General features: G+C 57.9%; 28 protein-coding genes. 18 read left to right on the top strand and 10 right to left on the bottom strand.

Annotation, left to right across the window (positions count from 1 at the left end):
• The first annotated feature begins 303 nt into the window (after window positions 1–303).
• From AAEZ03_RS13890 to AAEZ03_RS13845, 10 genes are all read left to right on the top strand, one after another.
• A complete protein-coding gene (locus tag AAEZ03_RS13890; RefSeq protein ID WP_350579395.1) occupies window positions 304–1,221 on the top strand; it encodes a glutamate/aspartate ABC transporter substrate-binding protein in 918 nt (305 codons plus the stop codon).
• 200 nt (window positions 1,222–1,421) lie between these two features.
• Complete coding sequence (locus AAEZ03_RS13885; RefSeq protein ID WP_123751464.1) at window positions 1,422–2,168, top strand: amino acid ABC transporter permease; 747 nt, start codon at window positions 1,422–1,424, stop codon at window positions 2,166–2,168.
• The gene (locus AAEZ03_RS13880) at window positions 2,168–2,842 is read left to right on the top strand and encodes an amino acid ABC transporter permease (RefSeq protein WP_048386004.1); all 675 of its coding nucleotides are present in this window, start codon (window positions 2,168–2,170) and stop codon (window positions 2,840–2,842) included. Before AAEZ03_RS13885 ends, AAEZ03_RS13880 begins: the two co-directional genes overlap by 1 nt.
• Window positions 2,839–3,573: an amino acid ABC transporter ATP-binding protein gene (locus AAEZ03_RS13875; RefSeq protein ID WP_123751463.1), complete on the top strand. Its 735-nt coding sequence runs from the start codon at window positions 2,839–2,841 to the stop codon at window positions 3,571–3,573. The genes AAEZ03_RS13880 and AAEZ03_RS13875 overlap by 4 nt, the downstream gene beginning before the upstream one ends.
• A 157-nt stretch (window positions 3,574–3,730) precedes the next feature.
• Window positions 3,731–5,635: a two-component sensor histidine kinase AauS gene (gene aauS / locus AAEZ03_RS13870; protein ID WP_350579391.1), complete on the top strand. Its 1,905-nt coding sequence runs from the start codon at window positions 3,731–3,733 to the stop codon at window positions 5,633–5,635.
• Window positions 5,632–6,957: a two-component response regulator AauR gene (aauR, locus tag AAEZ03_RS13865; RefSeq protein ID WP_048369406.1), complete on the top strand. Its 1,326-nt coding sequence runs from the start codon at window positions 5,632–5,634 to the stop codon at window positions 6,955–6,957. The genes aauS and aauR overlap by 4 nt, the downstream gene beginning before the upstream one ends.
• An 8-nt stretch (window positions 6,958–6,965) precedes the next feature.
• Window positions 6,966–7,292 carry a GlpM family protein gene (locus AAEZ03_RS13860; RefSeq protein WP_174479326.1) on the top strand — a complete coding sequence of 109 codons (327 nt, stop codon included), beginning with the start codon at window positions 6,966–6,968 and terminating at the stop codon, window positions 7,290–7,292.
• Window positions 7,293–7,463: 171 nt separating this feature from the next.
• On the top strand, window positions 7,464–8,384 hold the full coding sequence (locus tag AAEZ03_RS13855) for an arginase (RefSeq protein WP_350579388.1): 921 nt from the start codon (window positions 7,464–7,466) through the stop codon (window positions 8,382–8,384).
• Complete coding sequence (locus AAEZ03_RS13850; protein ID WP_350579385.1) at window positions 8,381–8,755, top strand: DMT family transporter; 375 nt, start codon at window positions 8,381–8,383, stop codon at window positions 8,753–8,755. The genes AAEZ03_RS13855 and AAEZ03_RS13850 overlap by 4 nt, the downstream gene beginning before the upstream one ends.
• Before the next feature lie 29 nt (window positions 8,756–8,784).
• Window positions 8,785–9,186: an EamA family transporter gene (locus AAEZ03_RS13845; protein ID WP_153327264.1), complete on the top strand. Its 402-nt coding sequence runs from the start codon at window positions 8,785–8,787 to the stop codon at window positions 9,184–9,186.
• Between the two features lie 107 nt (window positions 9,187–9,293).
• Here the strand turns inward: AAEZ03_RS13845 and AAEZ03_RS13840 are convergent, their stop codons facing one another.
• Entirely contained in the window at window positions 9,294–10,052 is a 759-nt protein-coding gene (locus AAEZ03_RS13840) for a MipA/OmpV family protein (RefSeq protein WP_262124888.1), read from the bottom strand.
• 226 nt (window positions 10,053–10,278) lie between these two features.
• Here AAEZ03_RS13840 and AAEZ03_RS13835 point away from each other — a divergent pair, with 226 nt between their 5' ends.
• From AAEZ03_RS13835 to metR, 7 genes are all read left to right on the top strand, one after another.
• Window positions 10,279–10,974, top strand: coding sequence for an MtnX-like HAD-IB family phosphatase (locus AAEZ03_RS13835; protein WP_123751458.1), 696 nt, complete (start codon window positions 10,279–10,281; stop codon window positions 10,972–10,974).
• A complete protein-coding gene (locus AAEZ03_RS13830; RefSeq protein WP_048366989.1) occupies window positions 10,967–12,361 on the top strand; it encodes an aspartate aminotransferase family protein in 1,395 nt (464 codons plus the stop codon). The genes AAEZ03_RS13835 and AAEZ03_RS13830 overlap by 8 nt, the downstream gene beginning before the upstream one ends.
• Window positions 12,358–13,224 (top strand): alpha/beta hydrolase, encoded by an 867-nt coding sequence (locus tag AAEZ03_RS13825; RefSeq protein WP_350579381.1) that lies wholly within the window; start codon window positions 12,358–12,360, stop codon window positions 13,222–13,224. Before AAEZ03_RS13830 ends, AAEZ03_RS13825 begins: the two co-directional genes overlap by 4 nt.
• A gap of 15 nt (window positions 13,225–13,239) precedes the next feature.
• The gene (locus AAEZ03_RS13820; RefSeq protein ID WP_350579379.1) at window positions 13,240–14,364 is read left to right on the top strand and encodes a GNAT family N-acetyltransferase; all 1,125 of its coding nucleotides are present in this window, start codon (window positions 13,240–13,242) and stop codon (window positions 14,362–14,364) included.
• Window positions 14,364–16,127 (top strand): sensor histidine kinase, encoded by a 1,764-nt coding sequence (locus AAEZ03_RS13815; RefSeq protein ID WP_282364031.1) that lies wholly within the window; start codon window positions 14,364–14,366, stop codon window positions 16,125–16,127. The genes AAEZ03_RS13820 and AAEZ03_RS13815 overlap by 1 nt, the downstream gene beginning before the upstream one ends.
• Window positions 16,124–17,515, top strand: coding sequence for a sigma-54-dependent transcriptional regulator (locus AAEZ03_RS13810; protein ID WP_282364032.1), 1,392 nt, complete (start codon window positions 16,124–16,126; stop codon window positions 17,513–17,515). Before AAEZ03_RS13815 ends, AAEZ03_RS13810 begins: the two co-directional genes overlap by 4 nt.
• A 149-nt stretch (window positions 17,516–17,664) precedes the next feature.
• The gene (metR, locus tag AAEZ03_RS13805; RefSeq protein ID WP_048385979.1) at window positions 17,665–18,582 is read left to right on the top strand and encodes a transcriptional regulator MetR; all 918 of its coding nucleotides are present in this window, start codon (window positions 17,665–17,667) and stop codon (window positions 18,580–18,582) included.
• Window positions 18,583–18,598: 16 nt separating this feature from the next.
• Here metR and AAEZ03_RS13800 read toward each other — a convergent pair whose 3' ends face one another.
• From AAEZ03_RS13800 to AAEZ03_RS13765, 8 genes are all read right to left on the bottom strand, one after another.
• Window positions 18,599–19,108: a GNAT family N-acetyltransferase gene (locus AAEZ03_RS13800; protein ID WP_123751453.1), complete on the bottom strand. Its 510-nt coding sequence runs from the start codon at window positions 19,106–19,108 to the stop codon at window positions 18,599–18,601.
• 15 nt (window positions 19,109–19,123) lie between these two features.
• Window positions 19,124–19,762 (bottom strand): LysE family translocator, encoded by a 639-nt coding sequence (locus AAEZ03_RS13795; protein WP_048367000.1) that lies wholly within the window; start codon window positions 19,760–19,762, stop codon window positions 19,124–19,126.
• A 21-nt stretch (window positions 19,763–19,783) separates the two neighbouring features.
• Window positions 19,784–20,188 carry an NUDIX hydrolase gene (locus AAEZ03_RS13790; RefSeq protein ID WP_123751477.1) on the bottom strand — a complete coding sequence of 135 codons (405 nt, stop codon included), beginning with the start codon at window positions 20,186–20,188 and terminating at the stop codon, window positions 19,784–19,786.
• Between the two features lie 130 nt (window positions 20,189–20,318).
• Complete coding sequence (locus AAEZ03_RS13785) at window positions 20,319–20,624, bottom strand: HigA family addiction module antitoxin (protein WP_048367001.1); 306 nt, start codon at window positions 20,622–20,624, stop codon at window positions 20,319–20,321.
• Window positions 20,625–20,632: 8 nt separating this feature from the next.
• Entirely contained in the window at window positions 20,633–20,911 is a 279-nt protein-coding gene (locus tag AAEZ03_RS13780) for a type II toxin-antitoxin system RelE/ParE family toxin (protein WP_153333732.1), read from the bottom strand.
• 164 nt (window positions 20,912–21,075) lie between these two features.
• Complete coding sequence (locus AAEZ03_RS13775; RefSeq protein WP_048367004.1) at window positions 21,076–21,345, bottom strand: type B 50S ribosomal protein L31; 270 nt, start codon at window positions 21,343–21,345, stop codon at window positions 21,076–21,078.
• A gap of 101 nt (window positions 21,346–21,446) precedes the next feature.
• Window positions 21,447–22,772, bottom strand: coding sequence for an APC family permease (locus AAEZ03_RS13770; RefSeq protein ID WP_350579374.1), 1,326 nt, complete (start codon window positions 22,770–22,772; stop codon window positions 21,447–21,449).
• 125 nt (window positions 22,773–22,897) lie between these two features.
• Window positions 22,898–23,431, bottom strand: a complete 534-nt coding sequence (locus AAEZ03_RS13765; RefSeq protein ID WP_350579372.1) for a nitrilase-related carbon-nitrogen hydrolase — start codon at window positions 23,429–23,431, stop codon at window positions 22,898–22,900.
• Between the two features lie 102 nt (window positions 23,432–23,533).
• On the opposite strand from AAEZ03_RS13765, the gene AAEZ03_RS13760 reads away from it, so the two are divergent.
• Window positions 23,534–24,322 (top strand): helix-turn-helix transcriptional regulator, encoded by a 789-nt coding sequence (locus tag AAEZ03_RS13760; protein ID WP_262124897.1) that lies wholly within the window; start codon window positions 23,534–23,536, stop codon window positions 24,320–24,322.
• 26 nt (window positions 24,323–24,348) lie between these two features.
• Here the strand turns inward: AAEZ03_RS13760 and AAEZ03_RS13755 are convergent, their stop codons facing one another.
• Window positions 24,349–25,272, bottom strand: a complete 924-nt coding sequence (locus AAEZ03_RS13755; protein ID WP_262124948.1) for a LysR family transcriptional regulator — start codon at window positions 25,270–25,272, stop codon at window positions 24,349–24,351.
• Window positions 25,273–25,310 lie beyond the last annotated feature (38 nt).

Here is a 25,310-nt window from a genome sequence, read left to right as displayed (position 1 = left end):
ACATTCAAAGATCGCGCTGTTGCTTCTCCCCCACCGATAAGCGGTATTTCCTCATTCGGTTTTCCGAACGCTTATCGCCCTGCTATTCGGCTTTCCGGGCGCAACGCCCTCAAAACCCCACCTAATAAAACTTTAAAACCTATATAAATCAGCAGGTTGAAGTTTAATTCCGTCTCTGGCATGACTCATGCTCTACACTCAGGGCCGAATGCGAAAACAGCGTTTAATCTGTTTAGCGTTTCGAAGTACCTAAAGAGCTCGTGAACGGGCTCAAATAAAAAAAACAATGTCGAGGAAAAATCGATGCGCATCGTTCCGCAACTTTTGAGTGCAGCCATTGCTGTAGCTCTGATTAGCACTCCAGTATTCGCCGCTGAACTGACCGGCACACTGAAGAAAATCAAAGAATCCGGCACCATCACCCTTGGGCATCGTGACTCCTCCATTCCGTTTTCTTACATCGCTGACGCATCAGGCAAGCCGGTTGGCTATTCCCATGATGTGCAACTGGCAATCGTTGAAGCGCTGAAAAAAGACCTGGACATGCCTGACCTTAAGGTCAAGTACAACCTGGTCACCTCCCAGACCCGTATCCCGCTGGTACAAAACGGTACCGTTGACGTTGAATGTGGCTCCACCACCAACAACGCCGAACGCGCTCAACAAGTGGATTTCTCGATCGGCATCTTCGAAATCGGTACCCGTCTGCTGTCCAAAAAGGACTCGCAGTACAAAGATTTCGCTGACCTGAAAGGCAAAAACGTCGTCACCACCGCAGGTACTACCTCCGAGCGTATCCTCAAGGCCATGAACGCTGACAAGCAGATGGGCATGAACGTGATCTCGGCGAAAGACCACGGCGAAGCCTTCAACATGCTTGAGTCGGGCCGTGCGGTTGCCTTCATGATGGACGACGCCCTGCTGGCCGGTGAAATGGCCAAAGCCAAGAAGCCAGGTGACTGGGCCGTAACAGGTACACCACAGTCGTACGAAATCTACGGCTGCATGGTGCGCAAAGGCGATCCGGACTTCAAAAAGGCTGTAGATGACGCCATTGTTGCTTACTACAAGTCGGGCAAAGTTAACGATTCCTACAACAAGTGGTTCCAGTCCCCTATCCCGCCAAAAGGTCTGAACCTCCAGTTCCCGATGAGCGATGAGCTCAAAGAGTTGATTGCCAATCCAAATGACAAGCCTGCGCCAGAAAAACCAGCAGCCTGATACCTGAACACCTAAGCGTGTGAGTGCGCATAAGCGCACTCGCAGGCTTTGTTCTCCTGCTGTATTAGCTTCTTATTGATTAGTAAGCACTCGAACCGCTGGTTGTCGAGCGGGACGCGTGTGCCCGACTGCACTGTCGGAGAGAACGGATTCCCTGAAGCAAGTGCTTGTCTATAGACCCATCTGAGGGGAGACCCTGAATGAATTACAACTGGGACTGGAGCGTATTCTTCAAGTCCACCGGCGTAGGCAGCGAGACGTATCTCGACTGGTTTATTACCGGACTGGGCTGGACCATCGCGATCGCTGTTGTCGCCTGGATTGTTGCGCTGATACTGGGTTCGCTGCTGGGCGTGATGCGCACCTTGCCGAACCGTTTTATCGCGAGTATCGCCACGGTTTACGTGGAAATTTTCCGAAATGTACCCCTGCTGGTACAGCTGTTCATGTGGTACTTCCTGGTACCCGATCTGCTGCCGCAAAACCTGCAGGACTGGTACAAGCAAGACCTCAGCCCGACGACCTCGGCCTACCTGAGCGTAGTGGTGTGTCTGGGTCTGTTTACCGCCGCACGGGTGTGCGAACAAGTGCGTACCGGTATTGAAGCCTTGCCGCGCGGCCAGGAGTCGGCTGCCCGTGCCATGGGTTTCAGCTTGTCGCAAATCTACTGGAACGTGCTGCTGCCCCAGGCTTACCGCATCATTATTCCGCCGCTCACCTCTGAGTTCCTCAACGTGTTCAAGAACTCCTCGGTGGCGTCCCTGATCGGTTTGATGGAGCTGCTGGCGCAAACCAAACAGACAGCCGAGTTCTCCGCCAACCTGTTTGAAGCCTTCACCCTGGCCACGCTGATCTACTTCACCCTGAACATGAGCCTGATGTTGCTGATGCGTCTGATCGAGAAGAAAGTCGCCGTGCCCGGTCTGATGTCTTTGGGGGGTAAATAATGGACTTCTTCGATTTCAGCGGTATTGTTCCAGCCCTGCCGGGCCTGTGGAACGGCATGATCATGACCTTGAAGCTGATGGTGCTCGGGGTTATCGGTGGTGTTGCACTCGGCACCGTGCTGGCATTGATGCGTTTGTCGTCCAGCAAGTGGATGGCCAATCTGGCCGGCGCTTATGTGAACTACTTCCGCTCGATCCCGCTGCTGCTGGTGATTACCTGGTTCTACCTGGCCGTGCCGTTCGTGCTGCGCTGGATCACCGGCAAAGACACGCCAATCGGTGCTTTCGAGTCGTGCATGGTGGCTTTCGTCATGTTCGAAGCCGCCTACTTTTGCGAGATCGTACGGGCCGGTGTGCAGTCGATTCCCAAAGGCCAGATGGGCGCAGCCAAAGCGTTGGGCATGAGCTACGGCCAGGCCATGCGCCTGATCATCCTGCCTCAGGCGTTTCGCAAGATGACCCCGTTGCTGTTGCAGCAAAGCATCATTTTGTTCCAGGACACCTCGCTGGTTTACACCGTGGGCCTGGTTGATTTCCTCAATGCTTCGCGCTCCAGTGGCGATATCATCGGCCGCTCCAACGAATTCCTGATTTTCGCCGGTCTGGTGTATTTCATCATCAGCTTTTCCGCCTCGCTGCTGGTCAAGCGTCTGCAAAAAAGGTTTGCCGTATGATCTCGATCAAGAACATCAACAAGTGGTACGGGGACTTCCAGGTACTGACCGATTGCAGTACCGAAGTCAAAAAAGGCGAAGTGGTTGTAGTCTGCGGCCCGTCGGGCTCGGGCAAATCGACCTTGATCAAGTGCGTCAACGCCCTTGAACCGTTCCAGAAAGGCGACATCGTGGTTGACGGCACATCGATTGCCGACCCGAAGACCAACCTGCCAAAACTGCGTTCGCGCGTTGGCATGGTGTTCCAGCATTTCGAACTGTTCCCGCACATGACCATCACCGAAAACCTGACCATTGCGCAGGTCAAGGTCCTGGGTCGCAGCAAAGCAGAAGCCACCAAAAAAGGCCTAGAACTGCTGGAGCGCGTAGGTTTGTCGGCCCATGCCCACAAGCACCCTGGCCAGTTGTCTGGCGGTCAGCAGCAGCGTGTCGCGATTGCCCGCGCCTTGGCCATGGACCCTATTGTCATGCTGTTCGACGAACCGACCTCGGCACTCGACCCGGAAATGGTGAACGAAGTCCTCGACGTGATGGTGCAACTGGCCCACGAAGGCATGACCATGATGTGCGTGACCCACGAAATGGGTTTTGCACGCAAGGTGGCCAACCGGGTGATCTTTATGGACCAGGGCAAGATCGTCGAAGACTGTGAGAAAGAAGAGTTCTTTGGTGACGTAAGCGCCCGTTCCGAGCGTGCCCAGCACTTCCTCGCCAAAATCCTGCAGCACTAAATAACGCGACTGTAGTCGCTGCCGAAGGCTGCGATAAGGACCGAAGGACCTTCGCTTTCAATAGAGCCGGGGCTGCGATGCAGCCCATCGCAGCCTACGGCAGCGGCTACATGCCCGTAATACATTAGTGCGCAGTGGTTGACCCAAGGCATCTGTGATGAAATGCGACCCCAACCTTTATCGCGGTGCCCCGCCCTCACTTGCCGTGAAACCACGTCTGCTTCGTCACTTGCTGCTGCCGCCGCTGATTATCCTGATGATGATCGGTTTAGGTTATGCGGGTTACCGCATCAGTGAACATTTTGGCATCACCACCCTGAGCGAAAGCGGCGAGCGCCAGCTTGAACTGCACGCGCGCACGGTCGAAAGCGAACTCAGCAAATACACTTACCTGCCCAGCCTGCTAGAGCTGGAGTCCAGTGTGTCGTCATTACTGGCTGACCCGAGCGTGCAAAACCGGGTCGCCGTCAATCAATACCTCGAAGGCTTGAACCGCCGCAGCCGCAGCCGGGCCATTTACGTGCTCGACACCACCGGCCGGGTCGTCGCCACCAGTAACTGGCGGGATGTCGACAGTTACCTGGGCGAGGACTTGTCTTTCCGCGCCTATTTTCAGGACGCGGTACGTGGCCAGCCCGGGCGTTTCTATGGCATTGGCAGCACCACGGGCGAGCCGGGTTATTACTTGGCCCATGGCCTGGAAGAACAAGGCAAGATCATTGGCGTCGCGGTGATCAAAGTGCGCCTCGAAGCCCTGGAAGAACGCTGGCAACGCGCGCGCCTTGAAGCCTACGTGAGTGATGAAAACGGCATCATTATTCTGTCCAGCGATCCAAGCCGGCGGCTCAAGTCGGTACGCCCGCTGACTGCAGACATCAAAGAGAAGCTGGCCCGCAGCCTGCAGTACTACTGGTGGCCGCTGATCGAACTCGAACCCCTTGAGCGCGAGCGACTGGGCGACGGCGTTGAAAAAGTCACCTTTACCGCCAACAGCGAGGTGGTGACCGACGACAAAGAAGTCAGCTATCTGGCACAAACCCGCAGGCTTAACGACACGCCGTGGGACATCACCCTGCTGACGCCCTTGCAGGACCTGCGCCGTGAAGCTGCCAACCAGGGCATGCTGCTGGCAGGTGCGTTTGCGCTGCTGGCCTTTCTGCTGATTGCCTGGAATGAACGGCGCAAAGTCATCGCCACCCGGCTGGCAGCCCGTGAGGCCTTGCAAGAGGCCAATAACCAGCTGGAACGCAAAATCACTGAGCGCACTGCCCACTTGCGCGCCAGCAACGAACGCCTCAAAGGCCAGATTCGCGAGCGGCGCCAGGCCGAAGAAACCCTGCGCCGCGCCCAAGACGAACTGGTGCAGGCCGGAAAACTGGCGGCCATCGGGCAAATGTCCACCAGCATTGCCCACGAACTGAATCAGCCTCTGGCGGCCCTGCGCACCCTGTCCGGCAATACCGTGCGCTTTTTGGAGCGCGGCGACCTGACCGTTGCGGCCAACAACCTCAGCACCATTAATAACCTGGTCGATCGCATGGGCCGTATCACTGCCAACCTGCGCTCGTTTGCCCGACGCGGCGACGATCATGGCCAGGCCAACCTGAACAAAGCGGTCGAAGCCGTGCTGCAACTGCTCGCCAGCCGTCTTGAAGGCTCCGGCATTGAACTGCAACGACACTTCAGCGATGCCGACCTCAAGATCGATCAAACCCGGCTTGAGCAGATCCTGCTCAACTTGATCGGCAACGCCCTCGACGCCCTGCAAGAACAGCCAACAGCCCCGCAGCTGTGGCTTGAGGGCGAGCACCTCGACGGCAAATACCGCCTGCGCGTGCGCGACAACGGCCCGGGTATTGACCTGGAAAACCGTAAGCATCTGTTTGAACCGTTTTTCACCACCAAACCCGGCGAACAAGGCCTTGGCCTTGGCTTGACGCTATCTGCCAGCCTCGCTGCAGCGGCGGGCGGTAACCTCAGTGTCGAGTTTCCGCAGGCCGGTGGTGTTGCGTTTGTCCTCCTTTTACCGCTGGTGCAACCCGCTAAGGCCGAGCCGATATGAACCACGAGCTGACCGTCCTGATTGTTGAAGACGACCCTCACGTACTCTTGGGATGCCAACAGGCGCTCGCGCTGGAAGACATTCACAGCGAAGGCGTCAGCAGCGCCGAACAGGCGCTGGAACGGGTGGGTGATAACTTCCCCGGCATCGTCATCAGCGACATTCGTTTACCGGGCATCGATGGTCTTGAGCTGCTCAAACGCCTTAAGGCCCGCGACCGCAGCCTGCCGGTGGTGTTGATTACCGGGCATGGCGATATCTCTATTGCCGTGGGCGCAATGCGCGACGGCGCCTATGACTTCATGGAGAAGCCGTTCTCCCCGGAACGACTGGTCGATGTCGCACGCAGAGCGCTTGAGCAACGCAGCCTGGCCCGTGAAGTGTGGTCGCTACGCCGGCAACTGGCCGAGCGCGACTCGCTTGAGGGACGTATCATCGGCCGCTCCCCGGCCATGCAGCAATTGCGCGAATTGATTGCGAACGTCGCCGATACGTCAGCCAACGTGCTGATTGAAGGCGAAACCGGCACCGGCAAAGAACTGGTCGCCCGTTGCTTGCACGATTTCAGCCGCCGCCAGCCCCAGCAATTTGTCGCGCTTAACTGCGGCGGGCTCCCGGAAAACCTGTTTGAAAGCGAAATATTCGGTCACGAAGCCAATGCCTTTACCGGCGCCGGAAAACGCCGGATTGGCAAAATCGAGCACGCTAACGGCGGCACGCTGTTTCTCGATGAAGTTGAAAGCATGCCGCTCAACCTGCAAATCAAATTGCTGCGGGTGTTGCAGGAGCGGACCCTGGAACGCCTGGGCTCGAACCAGAGCATCGACGTCGATTGCCGGGTCATTGCCGCGACCAAGTCCGACCTTGATCAACTGGGCAAAGCCGGCCAATTTCGCAGCGACCTGTATTACCGCTTGAACGTGGTCACCCTCGAACTGCCGCCCTTGCGTGAGCGTCGCGAAGATATCCTGCAACTGTTCGAATATTTCCTCCAGCAGTCGTCCCTGCGTTTCGACCGCACCGCGCCAGAGCTGGACAATCAAACTTTGTCCAACCTCATGAGCCATGACTGGCCGGGTAACGTGCGCGAACTGCGCAACGTGGCCGAGCGCTTTGCCTTGGGCCTGCCCGCGTTTAAAAAGCCCGGCAGCAATGCCTCGCAAGGGTTGGGCTTTTCCGAGGCCGTCGAAGCCTTCGAACGGACCTTGCTCAGCGATGCCTTGCAACGCAGCGGTGGCAACTTGACTCAAGCCAGCCAGGAGCTGGGCATGGCCAAAACCACGTTATTCGACAAAGTTAAAAAATACGGGCTAGCACACTGATGGATCTGATTCTAAAAGCGGCGTTGGGGGCAGCGGTCGTCATCATCCTGGCGATCCTGGCCAAAACCAAAAACTACTACATTGCAGGGCTGGTGCCGCTGTTCCCGACCTTCGCCTTGATTGCCCACTACATCGTCGGCAAAGGGCGCTCGGTAGACGACCTGAAGACCACCATTGTGTTCGGCATGTGGTCGATCATCCCGTACTTCGTTTACCTGGCCGCGTTGTATGTACTGGTCGACCGATTGCGTCTTGAAGCTTCGCTGGCATTGGCAGCAGTGGCCTGGCTGATGGCTGCTACTGTGCTGGTGAGCGTTTGGGTACGGTTGCACTGACTTCAATTATCTGTAGGAGCGAGCTTGCTCGCGATCTTTTAAAAATCTACAGCTCGCGAGCAAGCTCGCTCCTACAGACGGCAGATTTGTAAAGCAGGCACGCACCTTGCATTTACCCTGAAAAGCCCGCCCGGCCTGGTCCGGCGGCGATTGAATGGGGTAAATCACACATTGAACATTCTCGATCTCGATCACAGCCTGACCGCTCAAGCGCCTATCGCGCAGCGATTGGCCGATGGCCGCGCAACACGCCTCGATTTATTGGCCCTGGGCCCAAAATTGCGTCTTTGGTCAACCGAGCGCAATTATCAGCGCTTCGTCAAACAGCTGCAGCAACGCCCAAAACCCCGTGCGAACAAGCCGGAAATCTTCTTTGTCGGCTCCGGTGACTATCACCATCTCACCCCGGCCCTGCTGGCTGACCTGAGCGAGCCGGTGACGCTCATCCACTTCGATAACCACCCCGACTGGGTTCGCTTTGCGCCCCGCCGTCATTGCGGGTCGTGGGTCAATCGCGCACTGAAACTGCCGAATATCAAACGCATCATCACCCTCGGCCCGTGCAGCGATGACCTGGAGAACCCGCAGTTCAAGGGCGGCAACCTCGGTGCTGTGCAACGGGGCGACTTGCAGCTCTTCCCTTGGCAACACGCGCCCACCAAAGTCTGGGGGCGGATCGGTGATGCCGCAGGCCATGAACAACGGGAAAACCTCCTGCACTGGCGCAACTTGGCCGATCAGGACTGGCCGACCTTTATCGAGCAACTGATTCAAGGCCTGCCGACAGACGCCATATGGATCACCATCGACAAAGACGTGCTGGCCAGTGAAGACGCGGCCACCAACTGGGACCAGGGCGGCATGCGCTTGAGCCATTTGTTGCACGCCATTCGCGCCCTGGCCGCGAGCAAGCGTGTGCTGGGCATTGATGTATGCGGCGAGTTTGCCAAAGCCCCGCACAGCAACGTGCTCAAACGCTGGGAGGCCAAGTCCGATCAACCGCCGCCGGAGCGCTGGAGTGACACTGACCTCTTGCGCAACTCAACCACTAACGACGCGCTGATTGCGCTGTTTGAGGAGTTGTTCCCGTGACGCTGATTGTGATTTTTCTGGTGGCGTTTTCTATCGTCCTCGATGTCATCGGCCAATTGTGTTTCAAGGTCGGCCTCGACCGTTTGCCTGAACTCGAAGGCGGTTTTCGCCTTAATGCGTTCTGGGGCCAGGTGTTTAACGCGCCCCTCCTGTGGGCGGGGATCGGCGCCTATGTGATCGAATTTTTTGTCTGGCTAGAAGCCTTGTCACGCGCACCGCTGAGCCTGTTATTCCCCGCCGCCGCGCTGGCGTATTGCGGTGTGGTGTTCGCTGGCAAGGTGTTTTTGGGGGAACACGTCAGCCGTCGACGCTGGATGGGAACCCTGGTGATCACCCTTGGCGTGATGCTGGTCTGCATCGCCGGAGCGTAAGGAGCTAATGCGTGGAAAAGACTGAACCGATGAACACAACAACCGACGGCTGGCTGCATGGCCGCTTGGGTACCGTGGTGCTGTGGGCGCTGCTGATCATCCTCGAAAGCGGCGGGCAAATTGCGACCAAAGTCGGCGGCGATCAACTGGGCCAGATGGATTTCACCCTGCAATGGTTGCAAGCGGTCATGACCAACCCGGGTGTTTGGGTGGCGATTGCCTGCTACATCGGGGCCTTTTTTGTGTGGATGCTGATTCTGCGGCGCAGCAGCCTGTCACTGGCCTTCCCGCTGAGTTCGCTGGTGTTTGTGGGGGTTTTGCTGGGGTCGTGGCTGGGGCTTGGAGAACACATCAGCCTGCTGCACTGGGCGGGTGTGGCGGTGATTATTGTCGGGATTGCGCTGCTGGCCGATGGCGAGCCAGAACACTGACTGTAGTCGCTGACGAGGCACGAGGCTGCGATGCGGGCCGCAGGACCGCCGTCTGGAGGTCGCTTCGCAACCTGTCGCAGCCTCGTGCCTCGTCAGCGGCTACATGTTTAGAACTTGTAGCTCACCGCTGTTTGTACCGTGCCCTGGTTCACATCGCCTATTTCTTTAACGATGCTGCTGTCCGCCGCCGAGCCGACCAGGCGTATCCAGCTCGCGCTGGCCACCAGCGACCAATGTTGCGCCAGCGGGAATTCAAAGTTCTGGGTCAGGGTGACATTCTGGAAACCGCCGCTGGCGTTGTACCGCGCAATGCCCGACGCCTGCGCCTCACTGGCATCGACCCCAAAGAAAGTCGACATTTGCCGGCCATCGGCAAAGTGCGCTGACAATTGGCTGCTGCCAATAATCCCGAAGCCCAACGGATAACCCAACTCGCCGCCCACCTGGCCCAACACCCCGCCCTGCCCGCCAGCGGCGCCCACCGCCTGGCCCACTTGCACATATAAACGCCAGAAGTCAGCCGGGCTGTATTGCACAAAGCCGCCCAGTTGCGCCATGTCAGACACATCGCGCAGGCCGCGCAGCGAACCGTTGGCATTACGCCCCGGCAAATAGTTGATGAATGGCCCCGCCGTCCAGCCATTGGCGTTGAGCGCGTTCCAGGTCAGGCCATCGTCGGTGTCCAGGCTGAAATCGCCCCAGTCCACATCGAAATACGGCAGCGGCACTGTCTGGTAGCGGCTGCCGCTCGGGTCGTAGGGCTGATAGCCAACCCCTGCGCCCACTTCTCCACTGGGGCCATCGGCCGCGTGCGCACCGGCGCTCAGCAAGGTGAACAGCACAAAAGCAGACAAAGGCGTTTTCATAAAACGGGTTCCATAGAAATTCATGCGCGCATCAATCGCTTTTTTGGCCGATCGACGCAAGCACTGATGTTGTTTGTAGCGAGCTACAAAAATTGTAGCTCCACAACGCCAATTTGCTCGCACCCGCCGCCAAGACCCGCGCCCGCTGGGCTTTGGCAAGTTGGCACAGTCAATGCAATTACCTGTTTATGCGCAAACAGCGCCTCTCCTCAACAGGACAATGCAGATGATGCAATGGCATATCGTGTGTGATTTCGACGGGACCATTACCCGTACCGACGTCATCGACAACATTCTTCAACGCTTCGCTGACCCTAGCTGGGAGACGATCGAAGAACAATGGGTGCAAGGTGAAATCGGTTCGCGTGAATGCCTGAGCCGCCAGCTGTCGCTGGTCAAAGCCTCGCCAGCCGAATTGCTGGCTTACTTCGATACTGTAGAGATTGACCCGGACTTCCCGGACTTCGTCGATCACGTCCTCGGTCTCGGCGCGACCCTGGAAGTGGTCAGCGACGGCATCGAACAAGGTATCGCGCGCATCCTGGCACGCAACTACGTAACCCTGTTGCCGATCCTCGCCAACCGCTTGCGTCAGGTTGACCAGAACAGCTGGCGCATTGACTTCCCTTACTCCAGCGACGCCTGCCGCGCCGCCTCGGGCAACTGCAAATGCAAGTCCACGCCCAGCGGCAAACGCGTGCTGGTGATTGGCGATGGCCGTTCCGACATGTGCGTGGCCTCGACCGCCGACTTCGTGTTTGCCAAAGACAGCCTGGCCGACCACTGCGAGCGCAACGGCATCCCGTACGCACGCTTCGACTCTTTCGCAGAACTCCCGGCGTTGCTCGCCAAATTGCCAAGCAACGCCGCTAACGCCCCTCATTATTCTCGTGACCAGCAGGAACTCTTCAATCATGTCTGATATTCGAATCGCTACCGCTGAAGACCAGATTCTTCTGGAAAAAGAAGCCAAGTACTGCTCGTATGGCGATACCGTCCACTACATCGAACCACCACGTATTTTTAGCCGCTGCGAAGGCTCCTACGTTTGGGACACCGAAGACCAGGCCTACCTCGACCTGCAAATGTGGTACTCGGCGGTTAACTTCGGTTACGCCAACCCACGCCTGAACAACGCGCTGAAACAACAGATCGACACCCTGCCGCAGATCGCCAGCCAATACCTGCACAAAGGCAAGATCGAGCTGTCGGAGCGCATCGCAGTCGACGCCAAAAACAAGTTCGGCCTCGACGGTCGCGTGCACTTCAACGTCGGCGGTTCGCAGTCCATCGAAGACTCCCTCAAAGTGGTGCGTAACGCCAGCAACGGCAAAAGCCTGATGTTCGCCTTCGAAGGCGGCTACCACGGCCGTACCCTGGGCGCGTCCTCGATCACCTCGAGCTACCGCTACCGTCGCCGCTACGGTCACTTCGGTGAGCGTGCCAACTTCATCCCGTTCCCGTACCACTTCCGCGGCCCTAAAGGCATGACCAAAGAAGAATACGGCAGCCACTGCGTACAGCAATTCGCCCGTCTGTTCGAAACTGAATACAACGGCGTGTGGGACCCGAAAGTCGGTCAAAGTGAATACGCAGCGTTCTACGTCGAGCCGATCCAGGGCACCGGTGGCTACGTGATTCCACCGATGAACTTCTACAGCGAACTCAAGCAAGTGCTGGATCAACACGGCATCTTGATGGTGGTCGATGAAATCCAGATGGGCTTCTGGCGTACCGGCAAGCTGTGGTCCATCGAACACTTTGACGTCAAACCTGACGTGATCGTCTTCGGCAAGGCACTGACCAACGGCCTCAACCCGCTGGGCGGCATCTGGGCCCGTGAAGAGCTGATCAACCCGAAGGTATTCCCGCCAGGTTCGACTCACTCCACCTTCGCGTCCAACCCGTTGGGCACCGCCGTGGGCCTGGAAATGTTCAAAATGACCAGCGAAGTCGACTACGGCGCGATGGTCATGGCCAAAGGCAAATACTTCCTGGAAGGCCTGCAAGAGCTGCAAAAACGCTACCCGATCATCGGCGACGTCGACGGTCTGGGCCTGGCCCTGCGCTGCGAAATCTGCGGCCCGGACGGCTTCACGCCAGACAAGGCAACCCTGGACTACATGGTTGAAGAAGGCATGAAGGGCGACATCGAAATCGACGGCAAGCGTCTGGGTCTGATTCTGGACGTGGGCGGCTACTACAAAAACGTCATCACCCTGGCACCGTCGCTGGAAATCAGCTACGAAGAAATCGACTTGGGCCTGGCCCTGCTCGACCGCCTGCTGCACCGGGCGATGAAACGGTGAACGCGTCAGAGATCGATCTGGGCGAAGGCGACGCCGGTTTCGTTCTCGGCGCAGGTGAGGTCGGGATCCTGTTGATCCACGGCCTCACCGGCACCCCGACGGAACTCCGTCGGGTGGCCCAGGGCCTGGCCAAAGACGGTACGTGCACGGTGTACGTACCGACCCTGGCCGGGCACTGCGGTGACAACAGCGACCTGCAAGCCACCGGCTGGCAAGACTGGTACGAAGGCGTGCGCAAAACCTTCGCCGGCATTCGCCAACGTCACCAGCAAGTGTTCGTCGGCGGCTTGTCGATGGGCGCCGTGATGTCGATGTACGTGGCCTCCGAGCACCCCGGCCAGGTCGCCGGTTTGCTGATGTATTCCACCACCTTGCGTTACGACGGCTGGAGCATCAACAAACTGGCGTTCCTGACCCCGCTGCTGATGGCAATTCCGGGCGGTGTGCACCTGTGCAGCTTTGAAGAAAAACCGCCTTACGGCATCAAGAACGAGCGCTTGCGGGCGATTGTCGAACGCCAGATGAAAGCCGGCGAAAGCAGCAATGCCGGGTTATTGACGATGGAAGGCGTGACCGTGCGCGAACTGCACCGGATGAACGCTGTGGTGAAAAAACGCATGCCGTCGATCACCACGCCTGCGCTGGTGCTGCACTCCATCGAAGACGACATCACCAGCCGCTGGAATGCCGATTACGTGGAGCGCCACTTGGGCGGCCAGGTGACCAAAGTGTTGCTCGACAACTGCTACCACATGATCACCGTCGACCTGCAATACCGCCGCGTGATCGAGTTGAGTGCCGCCTTCGTAAAAAAGAACAGCAACGTCACCGCGCAACCGATTGAGTATTTGCAACAAGCCTGACCCCAAGGACGCCTCATGATTACTGCCCACGCCTTTTCATCACTCCAGGCCATCGAGCGCGAGGCCTGGAATGACTGTTTCCCAGGTGCTCTGGAGGATTGGGACTACATCATGGCGGTCGAAAAAGCCGGCATCGAGGGCTTCGAATGGCGTTACCTGACGCTGTTCGAAGGCTCGACCTTGATTGCAGCGGCCACCGCATTCACCACCCGCTATCGGCTCGACACCACGGTTCAAGGCATCGGTAAACGCTTTACCGAGCAATTGAATCGCGTGATGCCCGGGTTGATGCACTTACACCTGTACGCCATCGGCTCGCCGGTGACAGAACAATGCAGCGCGGGCACGGCCAGCCACATTGCCGCCTCCGAACGCCCCGCCCTGCTCGCCCAACTCCTTAAGCTGGCCCACAGCGACGCCGCCCAACTGGGCATCGGCCTGATTGCTGTGAAAGACGTGCCCAGCCACGACAATGACTGGGCGCACAGCTGCAAGACGGCGGGTTTTCAATCCATGCCCAGCCTGCCCAGCGCCATGCTCCCGGTGCCCTATGGCTCGGTCGACAGCTACCTCGGCTCTCTGGGTAAATCGACGCGCAGAGACATGCGCCGCAAGCTGCGGGCGCCAGAACCTCGGGTGGAATGGCGCAACAATATCGACGACGTCTTGCCCGAAGTCATGCGCCTCTACGAAGCCACCCTCGAACGCAGTGATTTGCAATTTGAACGCTTACCGCCTGCCTATTTCACCGGTATTCTCGAGCAATTGGGTGACCGGGCGCTGTGCGTGTTGTATTGGGTCGACGACCACCTGGTCGCCTTCAACCTGGTGCTGATCGACGAGCATCGGTTGATCGACAAGTTTTTTGGGCATGACCTGGCACTCAGCCGCGAGTACAACTTGTATTTCAGGAGTTGGGTAGTGAATGTCGACTACTGTATTCGCAACAACATTGCCTTATACGAATGTGGTCAGGCAGGCTATGCCAGCAAGATTCGCCTGGGTTGCACGTTTCAGAACAACACCCTGTTCTTCCGCCATCGCAACCGCTTGATCAATGGCGTGCTCAAACTGGTCAAACTGTTCATCCGCCCAGACCGCCACGACCCTGCTCTGGCTGCCGCGATAAGCGAGACATAATGCCCATCACGCCTGAATCCTCGCGCAAACCCCAGCCCTTCAAAGTGTCGCGCTGGACGGTGCAGCGCAAACTGGTACTGGCTTTTTGGCTGGTCAGCGTCGTACCGACCATGATTGCCGCAGAATTGGCCGCCACCACCCTGTCGCAGATTTTCGACAGTAACGTGCGGGTCTGGCTGCAGGAGTCGACCAAAATCGTCAAAGACGAAATCAGCGAGATCCTTCAGGACAACGCCCGCGTCGCCAAGTTGTTCCAGCAATACACCCACCCGCCGTCTTCCAACAAAGCCATTCGCCACGACAAACTCACCGCCGACATTGCCGACGCGATGGGCATTGATGTGGTGGCACTGATTCGCACCAGCGACCATAAAGTGGTGTTCAGCACCGCCAGCGACAACATCGTCGACCAGATCAGCCTGGCTCCCAACGCCGTCTTGCAGACCATCAATGTCGGCGGCGTACCGACCGGCACCGTGGTGTCGACGTTTCCTACCGCTCAAGACGGCGAGGACTTCCAACTGCTGGTGGCGACCTTCATGGACAGCAGCTTCCTGACCAGCGTGGCGGATGTGCACTCCCTCGACCTGCGCCTGTACCTGTCCAATGCCAATGGCTTTGCCGAGATCTTCTCCAGCCAGCACTTTGATGAACACAAGCCCACGCTCTCCCACAGCATCGAGAAGACCCTGCGCGAGACCAAGCTGCCCAGTGAGCAATTCACCAGCCGCTACAGCGGTCTGTACTGGCCCATCCTTAACGACAACGGCGAGTTGCAAGGCGTGATCTACAGCGGCCTGCTGCGCCATTCCAGCCTCGTCGGACTGGTCAATCAGACCAACCTGTTTGCGCTGATTTTTCTGCTCGGCTCGCTACTGTCACTGACCGTCGGCTGGCTGGTGTCAGAGCGACTGACGCGGCCGCTGCGCGCCTTGTCCGAGGGCGTACGCGCAGTGACGGCGGGAGATTACAACCAGCGCGTCGCAGTGTCGGGGCACGATGAACTGGCCGAGTTGAGCAGCACCTTCAACCACATGACTGCGCGCCTGGGCGAGTTACAACACCTCGAAGGCCAACTGCGTCGGCGCGACCGCCTGCATGCCCTGGGCGAAGTGGCCATGGGCCTGGCACACGAGATCCGCAACCCGCTGGGCATCATTAAAACCGCCACCCAGTTGCTGCACCGCCGGGCCGACCTGGGCGAGACCGACAAGCGCCATCTGGAATACGTGGTCAGTGAAGTCACGCGCATCAACGAACTCATTACCGAGTTCCTCGACTTCGCCAAACCCAGCGCCCCGGTGCGCTCGCAGCAACTGGCGCGGCCATTGGTCGAAGACATCCTGGGCTTCTGCGAGCCCGAGCTGAAGAGCCACAAGATCGAGGCCCAGATCGACGATCAGGCCCCCGGTGCGACTCTGTATGCCGATGCCCGGCAGTTGAAACAGGCGTGCCTGAATTTGATCATCAATGCCATTGACGCCATGCCGGACGGTGGCTACCTGACCTTGCGCATTGCGCAGGACGACAACGGCGATACCGTGTTGAGCATTATCGATACAGGCCAAGGTATTGAAGCTGACATGATCGAACGCATTTTCACCCCATTTGTTACCACCAAAGCCTCGGGCACCGGCTTGGGCTTGCCCAAAGTCTTTTCGATCCTGGAAAACCATGACGGCCGTGTTGAATGCCTCAGCGAGAAAGACGCTGGCACCACCTTCAACTTGTATATTCCGGCCCACGGAGGGGATGAGTCATGAGCCATAACGTACTGGTAGTCGACGATGAGCCCAAACTCTGTGACCTGCTCAGCTCGGCGCTGACCCAGAACGACGTTCACGTGTTCACCGCTGGCAACGGCCTGCAAGCCCTGGCCATTCTTGAGCAGGAAGATATTGACCTGGTGATCAGCGACTGGCGCATGCCCGGCATGGACGGCCCGCAGTTACTGGCCGAGGTCAAAGTGCGCTACCCGCAGTTGCCGGTGATCGTGATGACCGCCTACAGCACGGTGAAAAACGCCGTACAGTCGATGCGTAACGGTGCCTACGACTACATCGCCAAACCCTTCGACATCGACGAGCTCGACATCACCGTCAGCAAAGCCCTGCAGTTTCGCGACATCGTGCGCGACAACGCGCGCATGCGCGCCGAACTCGACGAACACCAGCACATAGACAGCCTGGTGGGTGAGAGCCCGAGTTTTCGTCGAGTCCTGCAAGCCATCGACTCGGTGCGCGACAGCAACGCCACCATCTTGCTGACCGGCGAAAGCGGCACCGGAAAAGAAATGGTCGCCCGCGCCATCCATCGGCATGGCAGCCGGGCAGACAAGCCCTTTGTCGCGGTCAACTGTGCGGCCATTCCTGAAGGGCTGCTGGAAAGCGAGATGTTTGGCCATCGCAAAGGCGCTTTTACGGGCGCGGTGGCCGATCGCGTCGGGCGCTTTATGCAGGCCGACAAAGGCACGTTGTTTCTCGATGAAGTAGGCGACATGCCGTTGGCCTTGCAAGCCAAGATTTTGCGCGCGTTGCAAGAACGGGTGATTGAACCCGTAGGCGACCCGCGGGAACGTAAAGTAGACGTGCGGGTGATTGCCGCGACCAACAAAAACCTGCTGGAAGCCGTGGCCAACAAAGAGTTTCGCGAAGACTTGTACTACCGCTTGAACGTCTTCCCGATCCCGCTGCCCGCCTTGCGCGAGCGCGTTGAAGACATCGGCCCGCTGGCGCGGCACTTTGCCCACAACCTGGGTGCAACCGCAGGTAAACGGATCAGCGGTTTTAGCCCGAGCGCCTTGCAAGCAATGACGCAATACAACTGGCCGGGGAACATTCGCGAACTGCAAAACTGCGTGGAACGCGCCACCATCGTGGCCCAGAGCAGCACCATCGAAGACAGCGATTTACCGCCTTACCTGTTCAGTGCCCAGCCGCTGCAGAACAGCAGTTTGCTGACCCCTGAAGTCTGCGTGCCGCCTGACCTCGAAGCCGCCCTGGCCGAGGTTGAAAAGACCTACATCCTGGCCGCCTTACAACAAGCCCAAGGCGTGCAGGCAGCGGCCGCGCAATTGATCGGGATTTCAGAGCGCAGCTTTTGGTATCGCCTGAAAAAACTCGATATTCATGTCGACAAGATTGTCAGGTAAGCGCATGACCTCGCGATCTTTTAATTTTTGAAAGATCGCGAGACAAGCTCGCTCCTACAGGGTAGCCAGTTCAACCATCGACACCCACGGCAACATGAGACAAACTCAACGCTTTCGTGTTGATCATCAAGTTTACTCATGGAGTCACCGTGCTGGAAATTCGTCACCTCAAAACCCTGCACGCTTTACGCGAGTCCGACAGCCTGGTTGAAGCGGCCGAGCGCCTGCACCTGACTCAATCGGCGCTGTCTCATCAGTTCAAGGAATTGGAAGAGCGCATGGGCATGCCGCTCTTTGTGCGCAAGACCAAACCCGTGCGGTTCACCAGCGGCGGGTTGCGCCTGCTGCAACTGGCTGACGCCATGTTGCCATTGCTGCGTGCGGCTGAACGCGATATCACGCGGCTGGTGGGCGGCACCGCCGGGCGCTTGCACATGGCGATTGAATGCCACAGTTGCTTCCAGTGGCTGATGCCCACCATCGACCAGTTCCGCGATGCCTGGCCTGAGGTTGAACTCGATCTGGCGTCGGGCTTTGCTTTCGCGCCTTTGCCCGCGTTGGCACGGGGTGATCTGGACCTGGTGGTGACATCTGACCCGCAAGAAATCGCCGGGCTGACTTACGTGCCGCTGTTTACCTACGAAGCCATGTTGGCAGTGGCCAACCAACATCCGTTGGCCAGCAAGCCGTTTATCGTGCCGGAAGACCTGAGCACAGAAATCCTCATCACCTACCCGGTGGAGCGAGACCGCCTCGACATCTTCACCCGCTTCCTTGAGCCTGCGGATATTGAACCGGCACACGTTCGGACCTCCGAGCTGACAGTGATGATGATGCAATTGGTGGCCAGTGGCCGAGGTGTGTGCGGAATGCCTCATTGGGCGCTGCATGAATACAGCTCACGGGGCTATGTGCAGGCCAAGCGCCTGGGTGAGAAAGGCTTGTTCGCCACGCTGTATGCCGCCGTGCGCACCGACATGCTGGATGCGCCCTACATGCGGGACTTCTTGCTGACCGCAAAAGACACGTCGTTCTCGACGCTGGATGGCGTAAGCGCAGTGAAATAAAGCACCGCTCCTGCCGTTATTCCTCGGGCGTAGTCAGACGCCGCATATGCACCCGGTCGTAATAGTCGTCGCCCACCCGAATCGCACTGTCTTCCAGCCCCGATTGCTCAAAACCACAACGCCGATACAGTGCCAGCGCCGCCGTGCTGCTGGCACTCACGGTCAGTTCAACCGCTTTGATATCAGGTTCTTGTTCGGCCAGCGACAGCACCGCCTGCACCAGTTGCTCGCCCACCCCTTGCCCGCGAAAGGCGTGGGGTACGTACAGGCCAAACAACGTGGCTTTGTGCTGCGCGTCTTCCCAGGGCTCAAACGCCAATCCGATAATGCCCACCAGTTGCGCGTCAATAAAAGCACCAAACAGGGCGCTTAACTCGTCATCCAATTGCCCTTCCCACCAGCTCAGCGGCAATTTCTCACGGTCAGCAATACCAGACACAAAGGCCTCAGGGTGCAGCGAGTACGCCTCCAGCATCAACTGGCGATAAGCCTTGGCGTAGGAGGGATCAAGCAGTTCAATAGCCATTACGGTGGGTCCCAATCAAACGGTTTTACGTTGTTCCAACAGCAGCCTGATCGCCAGCCCCGCCAATACAAAACCCATCACAAAACGTTGCGCGATCAACCACGTGGGGTTACGCGCAAACCACACGGCGATACCGGAAGCAAACAAAGCGATCAGCAGGTTAACGCTGAAGCTGACAGTGATTTGAGTAAAGCCCAGCACCAGGCTCTGGATAAACACCGAGCCATGCTCAGGGGTGATGAATTGCGGGAATATCGAGAGGTAAAACATCGCCACTTTGGGGTTCAGCACACTGGTCATAAACCCCATCAGCATCAGCTTTGGCGTTGAGTCCGGCGCCAGGTCACGCGCTTCGAACGGAGAGCGCGCCCCAGGTTTCAAGGCTTGCCAGGCCATCCACAACAAGTACAGCGCGCCTGCCCATTTCAACGCCTCATACGCCATCGGCACGGCCAGAAACACGGCTGTCAGCCCCGCTGCCGCAGCAAACATATGCACGAAGAAACCGGCCACGACGCCGACCAGGGAAGTGATCCCCGCTTTACGCCCCTGACAGATCGAACGTGAAATCAGGTAAATCATGTTCGGCCCTGGCGTCAGCACCATCAACAAACAGGCCGCAGCAAAAATCAGCAGGTCATGAGCAGGAATCATGGGCAGTCCTTGGGTGTGATATCAGGCCAGCGATTGGCGATAAAACGGCAGGATCAGGTCACGTGTCAAGGGCGCCAGAATCAGATCGCCATCGGCTGCCGGATCAATCCAGCGCACCTCTTCAATCTCGGCGGCCGGGGTGACCGGCTCGTCGATGGTGACCTGGAACAACTCGGCCTCCACGGTATATCCCGGCTCGTTGACGGCGGCTGCCGAAAAGTTACCCAGGTACACGGCGTCCGTAGGCTCGATGATCAGCCCAAGTTCCTCGTGCAGCTCACGGGCCAAGGCCTCGGCAGGCTGCTCGCCTGCATCAATCTTGCCACCGGGCTGCATGAAAGCCTGAGTACCGCGCTTGCGTACGAGCAAGGTCTGGCCATTGGGCTCGATCAATAAAGCAGCAGCAATACGGATGGTTTTGGACATGAAAAAAGACGCCTTGAACACAAAGGCGGCAAGGATCACACGAGTCTCAAGTCGACCACAACCGATGCATTGTCGAGCGCTGTATTCAACACACTGAACCGCCTCCTGACTGACTGCGGTGTTCTTTTCGTCAGGCGCAATGGACTACTTTCTCGACTTCTCTTTCAATCTGCGCCCCTTTTGCAATTTCAGCGGTGCGCAGATCGTAAGCTGTTTGCAGATTCAGCCAAAATTGCGCCGACGTGTCCAAGGCGATAGCCAAGCGCAACGCCACATCCGCGCTAATGCCACGACGCATCAATACAATTTCATTCACTGTCGGTGCAGAAACCCGTAAGGCTCGCGCCAGTGCAGCGGCTGTCAGGCCAAGCGGATCCAGATACTCCTCCTTGAGAATCTCTCCGGGATGTATGGGCCGCATGCCGTTTTTAAACATGATTCACCTCAGTGGTAGTCCACAATTTCGACATTTTCTGCGCCGTTGGGGCCCCAAAAAAAACAGATCCGATACTGACCGTTGATTCGAATACTGTATTGGCCTTCTCTATCCCCATACAGTGGCTCTAACCTGTTTCCAGGTGGCGAGCGCAAATCGGCGAGTTCAAGGGCAGCGTCCAGCATGGTCAGTTTTCGCTCAACCACCGAAGCTATTGCGAGCCACCGTCGGGTTCGGCCGGTCTCAAAAAAGATTCTGGTGTCTGCGCATCTGAAGCTTTTTATCATAATTTAACGCTTAACGTTATTCGTTAATAATCACCGTACTCTTAATCCCCCAACACTCGATGTACGAAAAGTCGACCCGCGACAGACGGTCCGCGTAAATAGCAGCCATAAAAAAGGGCCGCCTCATTATCTGAAGCGGCCCTGAGGTAAATCAGCTGGCCTGATTACGCTTCGGCTTTTTTGCCTGAGCCAAAGGTGGCGAAGCGTTTGTTGAACCCGGCGATCCGACCTTCGGACTGGGTCTTGCGCTGCTGGCCGGTGTACACCGGGTGGGAAGCGCTGGACACGTCAAGGGCCACATAAGGGTAGGTGTTGCCGTCGCTGTGGGTGTGGCTGCGATCGGTGTCGACCGTGGAGCCAATCAGGAAGAAAACGTCAGCGGCGGTGTCGTGAAACAGTACGGTGCGGTAGTCGGGATGGATACCAGGTCTCATAAAGCCTCCGGGGCGTCTGGGTGTTTTTGATGTGTTATACAGTAACACAACAAATACACCCAAACGAGAACCGATTGCAATAAGGTTAGACTCAAGGCTTATCAGGACGCTTCCTGAAAGTCCATTTCCGGTGGCTGTTTGGTGAAACCACGGGTCAGGAAGCCCAGGTAGATACAGCCAATCACCAGCCAGGTCAGGCCCAGGTAGATGGCCAGGTGGTCAAGGCTGATCATCAGCCACAGGTCTGCCAGCAGGCCGATGGTCGGGAACACCAGGAACAGCACGACTTCACGCAGGCCACGATTTTTGCCGCCGATCCAGTAGTGGAAGATCACCGACAGGTTCACCAGGGTGAACGCCAGGAAGGCGCCGAAGTTGATGAACGACGTCGAGGTGGTCACGTCCAGTTTCAGCGCCAGCAGGGCAACCACAGCGCACAGCAGAATGCTGTTCACCGGCGTGCCGTATTTGGCGTGCAGGGTGCCGAAGAACGACTTGGGCAATACACCGTCACGGCCCATCGCAAACAGCAGGCGCGAACCACTGGCCTGAGCCGACAGGCCCGAGGCAAATTGGCCGACGATCAAACCAATCATGAAGACCGAGACGAACAGGTCGCCACCGATGTTACGGGCAATCTCGTAAGCCGCCGAGTCGACGTCCGCGAACTGGAACGACGGGTGAGCGATCTGCACGAAGTACGACACGCCGACAAAGATCAGCCCGCCGATCAAGGTGATCAGCATGATTGCCCGTGGAATGGTTCGACGTGCGTCACGAGTTTCTTCAGTGAGGGTACTCACCGCATCAAAACCCAGGAACGAATAGCAGGCGATGGCCGCACCGCTCATGATCAACGGCATTTGCATCTGGCCATTGAAGAACGGTTCGATGGTCCACAACGGCTTGCTCGCGTCACCGCCGATGTAATGCACACACAGCGCCACAAATGCGATCAGCACCAATGCTTGCACCAACATCAGCAAGGCGTTGACGCCGTTGGCCAGCTTGAGGCCAACGATGTTGATCAGGCTGGTGATGCCAATAAAGGCCAAGACCCAAATCCACTGCGGCACCGCAGGGAACGCCGAGTGCAGGTACGCAGCGCCAATCAGCCAGATGGCCATTGGCAAGAACAGGTAGTCGAGCAGCACCGCCCAACCGGCAATGAAGCCAAGCTTGGGGCTAATGGCCTTGCGCACATAGGTGTAAGCGGAACCGGCCACCGGGAAGGCCGAAGCCATATGCCCGTAACTCATGGCGGTGAAGAACATCGCCACCAGGGCGGCCAGGTACGCGGCCGGCACCATGCCGCCGGTGGATTGCGCCAGGATGCCGAACGTGCCGAGCACGATGATCGGTGTCATATAGGCGATGCCAAACAGCACCACCGACCCTAGCGACAGGGTGCGTTGCAAACGAGCCATGGGTGAATCTCCGCGCGATTATTGGTTTTATGGCAGAACTGAAAGTCGGTGAAGCTGATTTTTTTTATGGTCGAGCCTTCCCGCGCACAGCGCAGGAAGGTCGCCTTGGACGCTCCGCGTCCCAATTACGCTGGGATCAACAGTTCCCGTGTCCCGTCAGCGCGCTCGATTACCTCACCCGGTAATTTCAAGCGCTGGTCGTCCAGGTAGCGGTAGTCCTTGCGAGCCGCTTTCAATTGCGCCAGATCCAGCTCTACGCGGAATTGGCCTTCTTCACGCCCTGCTTCAAACAGCAGCGTGCCGAATGGGTCCACCAGGGCGCTGCCGCCCGCGAACAACAACCCGCCATCGCCCTCTTCCACCCGGTTGACCATCAGCGTGGTGTTGTAGAATTTGCCGTCGTCGTTTTCGGCCATGCCGATGACCACGGCAATGTTGCGCGCTTGAGCCGCCTGGATAATGGCCTGCACAGTCGGGCCGTCGATAGACTCGGCAACCGCTGCTACTGTTTCGGCAGAGGGGAAACCCATCAGGTGCGTTTCCGGGAACACGATCAACTGTGTGTCGGCCGCGCACGCTGCAATGGACGCAAGGGCCCGTTCAAGGTTGTAGGCGGTACCGTTGTCACGGCCTGCCAATTGAGCAAATTCGACCTTCATGGGTATTCCCGTTCTTTTATAAGTGTTCTCGTTGCCGCAGTATGCTTAGCCACAACCTGCCAGGGAATCACGCGGCGGGGGTAACCCGATAGGGGTAGATTGATGACCATGTCGCTTGAAGACATCGCCTGGCACCGTTCAGTTGGGCAAATGATAGACGCTCTGGACCAGGCCAACTTCTGGACTCAACTGGTACGCCTGCTGGAGCACTACGTGCCGTTTGACAGTTGGGTGGTGCTGCTGTTCAGCAGCGAGCACAAACCGCTGGTATTTGCCGAATGCCCGGGCCAGGACGGCAGCCCCGACCAGTTGTTTCAGGACTACCTCAACGGCCTTTACCTGCTTGACCCGTTCTACATCGCCAGCCGCGAACATTCGCGCACCGGCTTGCTGCGCCTGGCCGAAGTGGCGCCGGAGCATTTCGAACTCACCGAGTACTACCAGCGCTACTTTCGACTGAACGTGGTAGCCGATGAGATCCAGTTCAACAGCCACCAGCCGGACGGCCGTACCTTGTGCCTGTCACTGGGCTCGCGCCAGCGTTTTGACCGCGAACAGATCGCCCTGCTGTCGCTGATCCAGCCTTGGGTGCTGAGCCTGCTGCGCCAGCGTCTACCCTACGAACTCAAGCAAGTAAGTACGCCCGAGCCCCCCGAGCTCAACGACGAATGGGGCACGCACCTGACCGCCCGCGAACTGGATGTGGGCCGCTTGATGCTCAGCGGCTGCTCCAGCAAAGAGATTGCCCGCAAGCTGGATATCTCGGTAGAAACCGTGAAAGTTCATAAGAAGCACATCTACCGCAAGCTGGGCATCAAGTCGCAATCAGAGCTGTTCTCGATCTTTTTACAGGCTCAAAGGGACCAGGGCGCCCCCCATCCCGTCTCTTGAATGACGGGACCGGCCAATCAAGTGGCTCAGAGCATGTGCCCTGCCCACATCTTGCGACTTACCAGATCGGCGGCAATCTCGATAAAGGTATCGCCTACCCATTTTGCAGCCGGGCTGACGCGCCTGTCCGCAGGAAACACCTGGACCAGTTTACGCATGGGGACAGGGTCGACCAAAGGTGCGGCACTGAGCACGCCGGACTCGATCTGTGCGTGAATCGAAGCTAATGGCAAAGCGGTCAAACCAAAGCCATGGCGGACCAGATCGATCATCGCGCCGAAAGAGTCAGCTTCAACGCTCGTTTTTAGCTTGATGGCGACTTCACGCGCGCAGTTATCCAGAATGACGCGAAGACTGTGTCGGGCACTGGGCAACACCAATGGTTTCCCTCCCAGAGACTCGAATGACACTGGCGTATCCATGCGCAGATTGGCGCTGGCGGGCCCCACCAATAGCAGGTTTTCCATCATCACCGGCATGATCCGCAGCGTATGCAGAGGTTGCGGGTCATAAGAAATCGCCAGCTCCAACTCCCCACGTTGCACCCAATCGAGCAGGTGACCGCTGTAGGCAGAAGAGAACCTGATACCGAGATCTGGGTGTTGTTCTTTGACTTTTCGAACCAGCGGGACCGTGGCGATTTCCGCGACGGTCGGCGTAGTGCCGATGATGACGGTGCCCCGAAATGAAGACTTCCCACCGGCAACCGAACTTCGTATTGACTCCATTTCCTCCATGATTCGTGTGGCATGCGCCAACACTTCGCGGCCAGCATCGGTGATTTCCATTCCCCGCCCGTGCCGATCAAACAAATAAGTGCCGAGTTCTTTTTCCAGCAATCGAATTTGTCGGCTGAGGGCCGGCTGTGCGATGTGAAGCCGGTCAGAGGCCTTGCTAAGGCTACCCAGCTCGGCAACATGAATCAGGGTCTTGAGTTGAACGACATCCATTACCAGGCCAGTCAAATTCAGGCTCGGCGCGACATGCG

This window comes from Pseudomonas sp. HY2-MNA-CIBAN-0224 (genome assembly GCF_040310285.1).
Classification (GTDB): Bacteria; Pseudomonadota; Gammaproteobacteria; order Pseudomonadales; family Pseudomonadaceae; genus Aquipseudomonas; species Aquipseudomonas helleri.
This window is presented reverse-complemented; position numbering and strand designations above follow the sequence as displayed.

What these genes read in the sequence shown, in the direction of transcription:
- AAEZ03_RS13890 (WP_350579395.1), top strand. Translation starts at nt 304, where the DNA reads ATGCGCATCGTTCCGCAACTTTTGAGTGCAGCCATTGCTGTAGCTCTG.
- AAEZ03_RS13885 (WP_123751464.1), top strand. Translation starts at nt 1,422, where the DNA reads ATGAATTACAACTGGGACTGGAGCGTATTCTTCAAGTCCACCGGCGTA.
- AAEZ03_RS13880 (WP_048386004.1), top strand. Translation starts at nt 2,168, where the DNA reads ATGGACTTCTTCGATTTCAGCGGTATTGTTCCAGCCCTGCCGGGCCTG.
- AAEZ03_RS13875 (WP_123751463.1), top strand. Translation starts at nt 2,839, where the DNA reads ATGATCTCGATCAAGAACATCAACAAGTGGTACGGGGACTTCCAGGTA.
- aauS (WP_350579391.1), top strand. Translation starts at nt 3,731, where the DNA reads ATGAAATGCGACCCCAACCTTTATCGCGGTGCCCCGCCCTCACTTGCC.
- aauR (WP_048369406.1), top strand. Translation starts at nt 5,632, where the DNA reads ATGAACCACGAGCTGACCGTCCTGATTGTTGAAGACGACCCTCACGTA.
- AAEZ03_RS13845 (WP_153327264.1), top strand. Translation starts at nt 8,785, where the DNA reads ATGAACACAACAACCGACGGCTGGCTGCATGGCCGCTTGGGTACCGTG.
- AAEZ03_RS13840 (WP_262124888.1), bottom strand. Translation starts at nt 10,052, where the DNA reads ATGAAAACGCCTTTGTCTGCTTTTGTGCTGTTCACCTTGCTGAGCGCC.
- AAEZ03_RS13835 (WP_123751458.1), top strand. Translation starts at nt 10,279, where the DNA reads ATGATGCAATGGCATATCGTGTGTGATTTCGACGGGACCATTACCCGT.
- AAEZ03_RS13830 (WP_048366989.1), top strand. Translation starts at nt 10,967, where the DNA reads ATGTCTGATATTCGAATCGCTACCGCTGAAGACCAGATTCTTCTGGAA.
- AAEZ03_RS13820 (WP_350579379.1), top strand. Translation starts at nt 13,240, where the DNA reads ATGATTACTGCCCACGCCTTTTCATCACTCCAGGCCATCGAGCGCGAG.
- AAEZ03_RS13815 (WP_282364031.1), top strand. Translation starts at nt 14,364, where the DNA reads ATGCCCATCACGCCTGAATCCTCGCGCAAACCCCAGCCCTTCAAAGTG.
- AAEZ03_RS13810 (WP_282364032.1), top strand. Translation starts at nt 16,124, where the DNA reads ATGAGCCATAACGTACTGGTAGTCGACGATGAGCCCAAACTCTGTGAC.
- AAEZ03_RS13800 (WP_123751453.1), bottom strand. Translation starts at nt 19,108, where the DNA reads ATGGCTATTGAACTGCTTGATCCCTCCTACGCCAAGGCTTATCGCCAG.
- AAEZ03_RS13795 (WP_048367000.1), bottom strand. Translation starts at nt 19,762, where the DNA reads ATGATTCCTGCTCATGACCTGCTGATTTTTGCTGCGGCCTGTTTGTTG.
- AAEZ03_RS13790 (WP_123751477.1), bottom strand. Translation starts at nt 20,188, where the DNA reads ATGTCCAAAACCATCCGTATTGCTGCTGCTTTATTGATCGAGCCCAAT.
- AAEZ03_RS13785 (WP_048367001.1), bottom strand. Translation starts at nt 20,624, where the DNA reads ATGTTTAAAAACGGCATGCGGCCCATACATCCCGGAGAGATTCTCAAG.
- AAEZ03_RS13780 (WP_153333732.1), bottom strand. Translation starts at nt 20,911, where the DNA reads ATGATAAAAAGCTTCAGATGCGCAGACACCAGAATCTTTTTTGAGACC.
- AAEZ03_RS13775 (WP_048367004.1), bottom strand. Translation starts at nt 21,345, where the DNA reads ATGAGACCTGGTATCCATCCCGACTACCGCACCGTACTGTTTCACGAC.
- AAEZ03_RS13770 (WP_350579374.1), bottom strand. Translation starts at nt 22,772, where the DNA reads ATGGCTCGTTTGCAACGCACCCTGTCGCTAGGGTCGGTGGTGCTGTTT.
- AAEZ03_RS13765 (WP_350579372.1), bottom strand. Translation starts at nt 23,431, where the DNA reads ATGAAGGTCGAATTTGCTCAATTGGCAGGCCGTGACAACGGTACCGCC.
- AAEZ03_RS13760 (WP_262124897.1), top strand. Translation starts at nt 23,534, where the DNA reads ATGACCATGTCGCTTGAAGACATCGCCTGGCACCGTTCAGTTGGGCAA.
- AAEZ03_RS13755 (WP_262124948.1), bottom strand. Translation starts at nt 25,272, where the DNA reads ATGGATGTCGTTCAACTCAAGACCCTGATTCATGTTGCCGAGCTGGGT.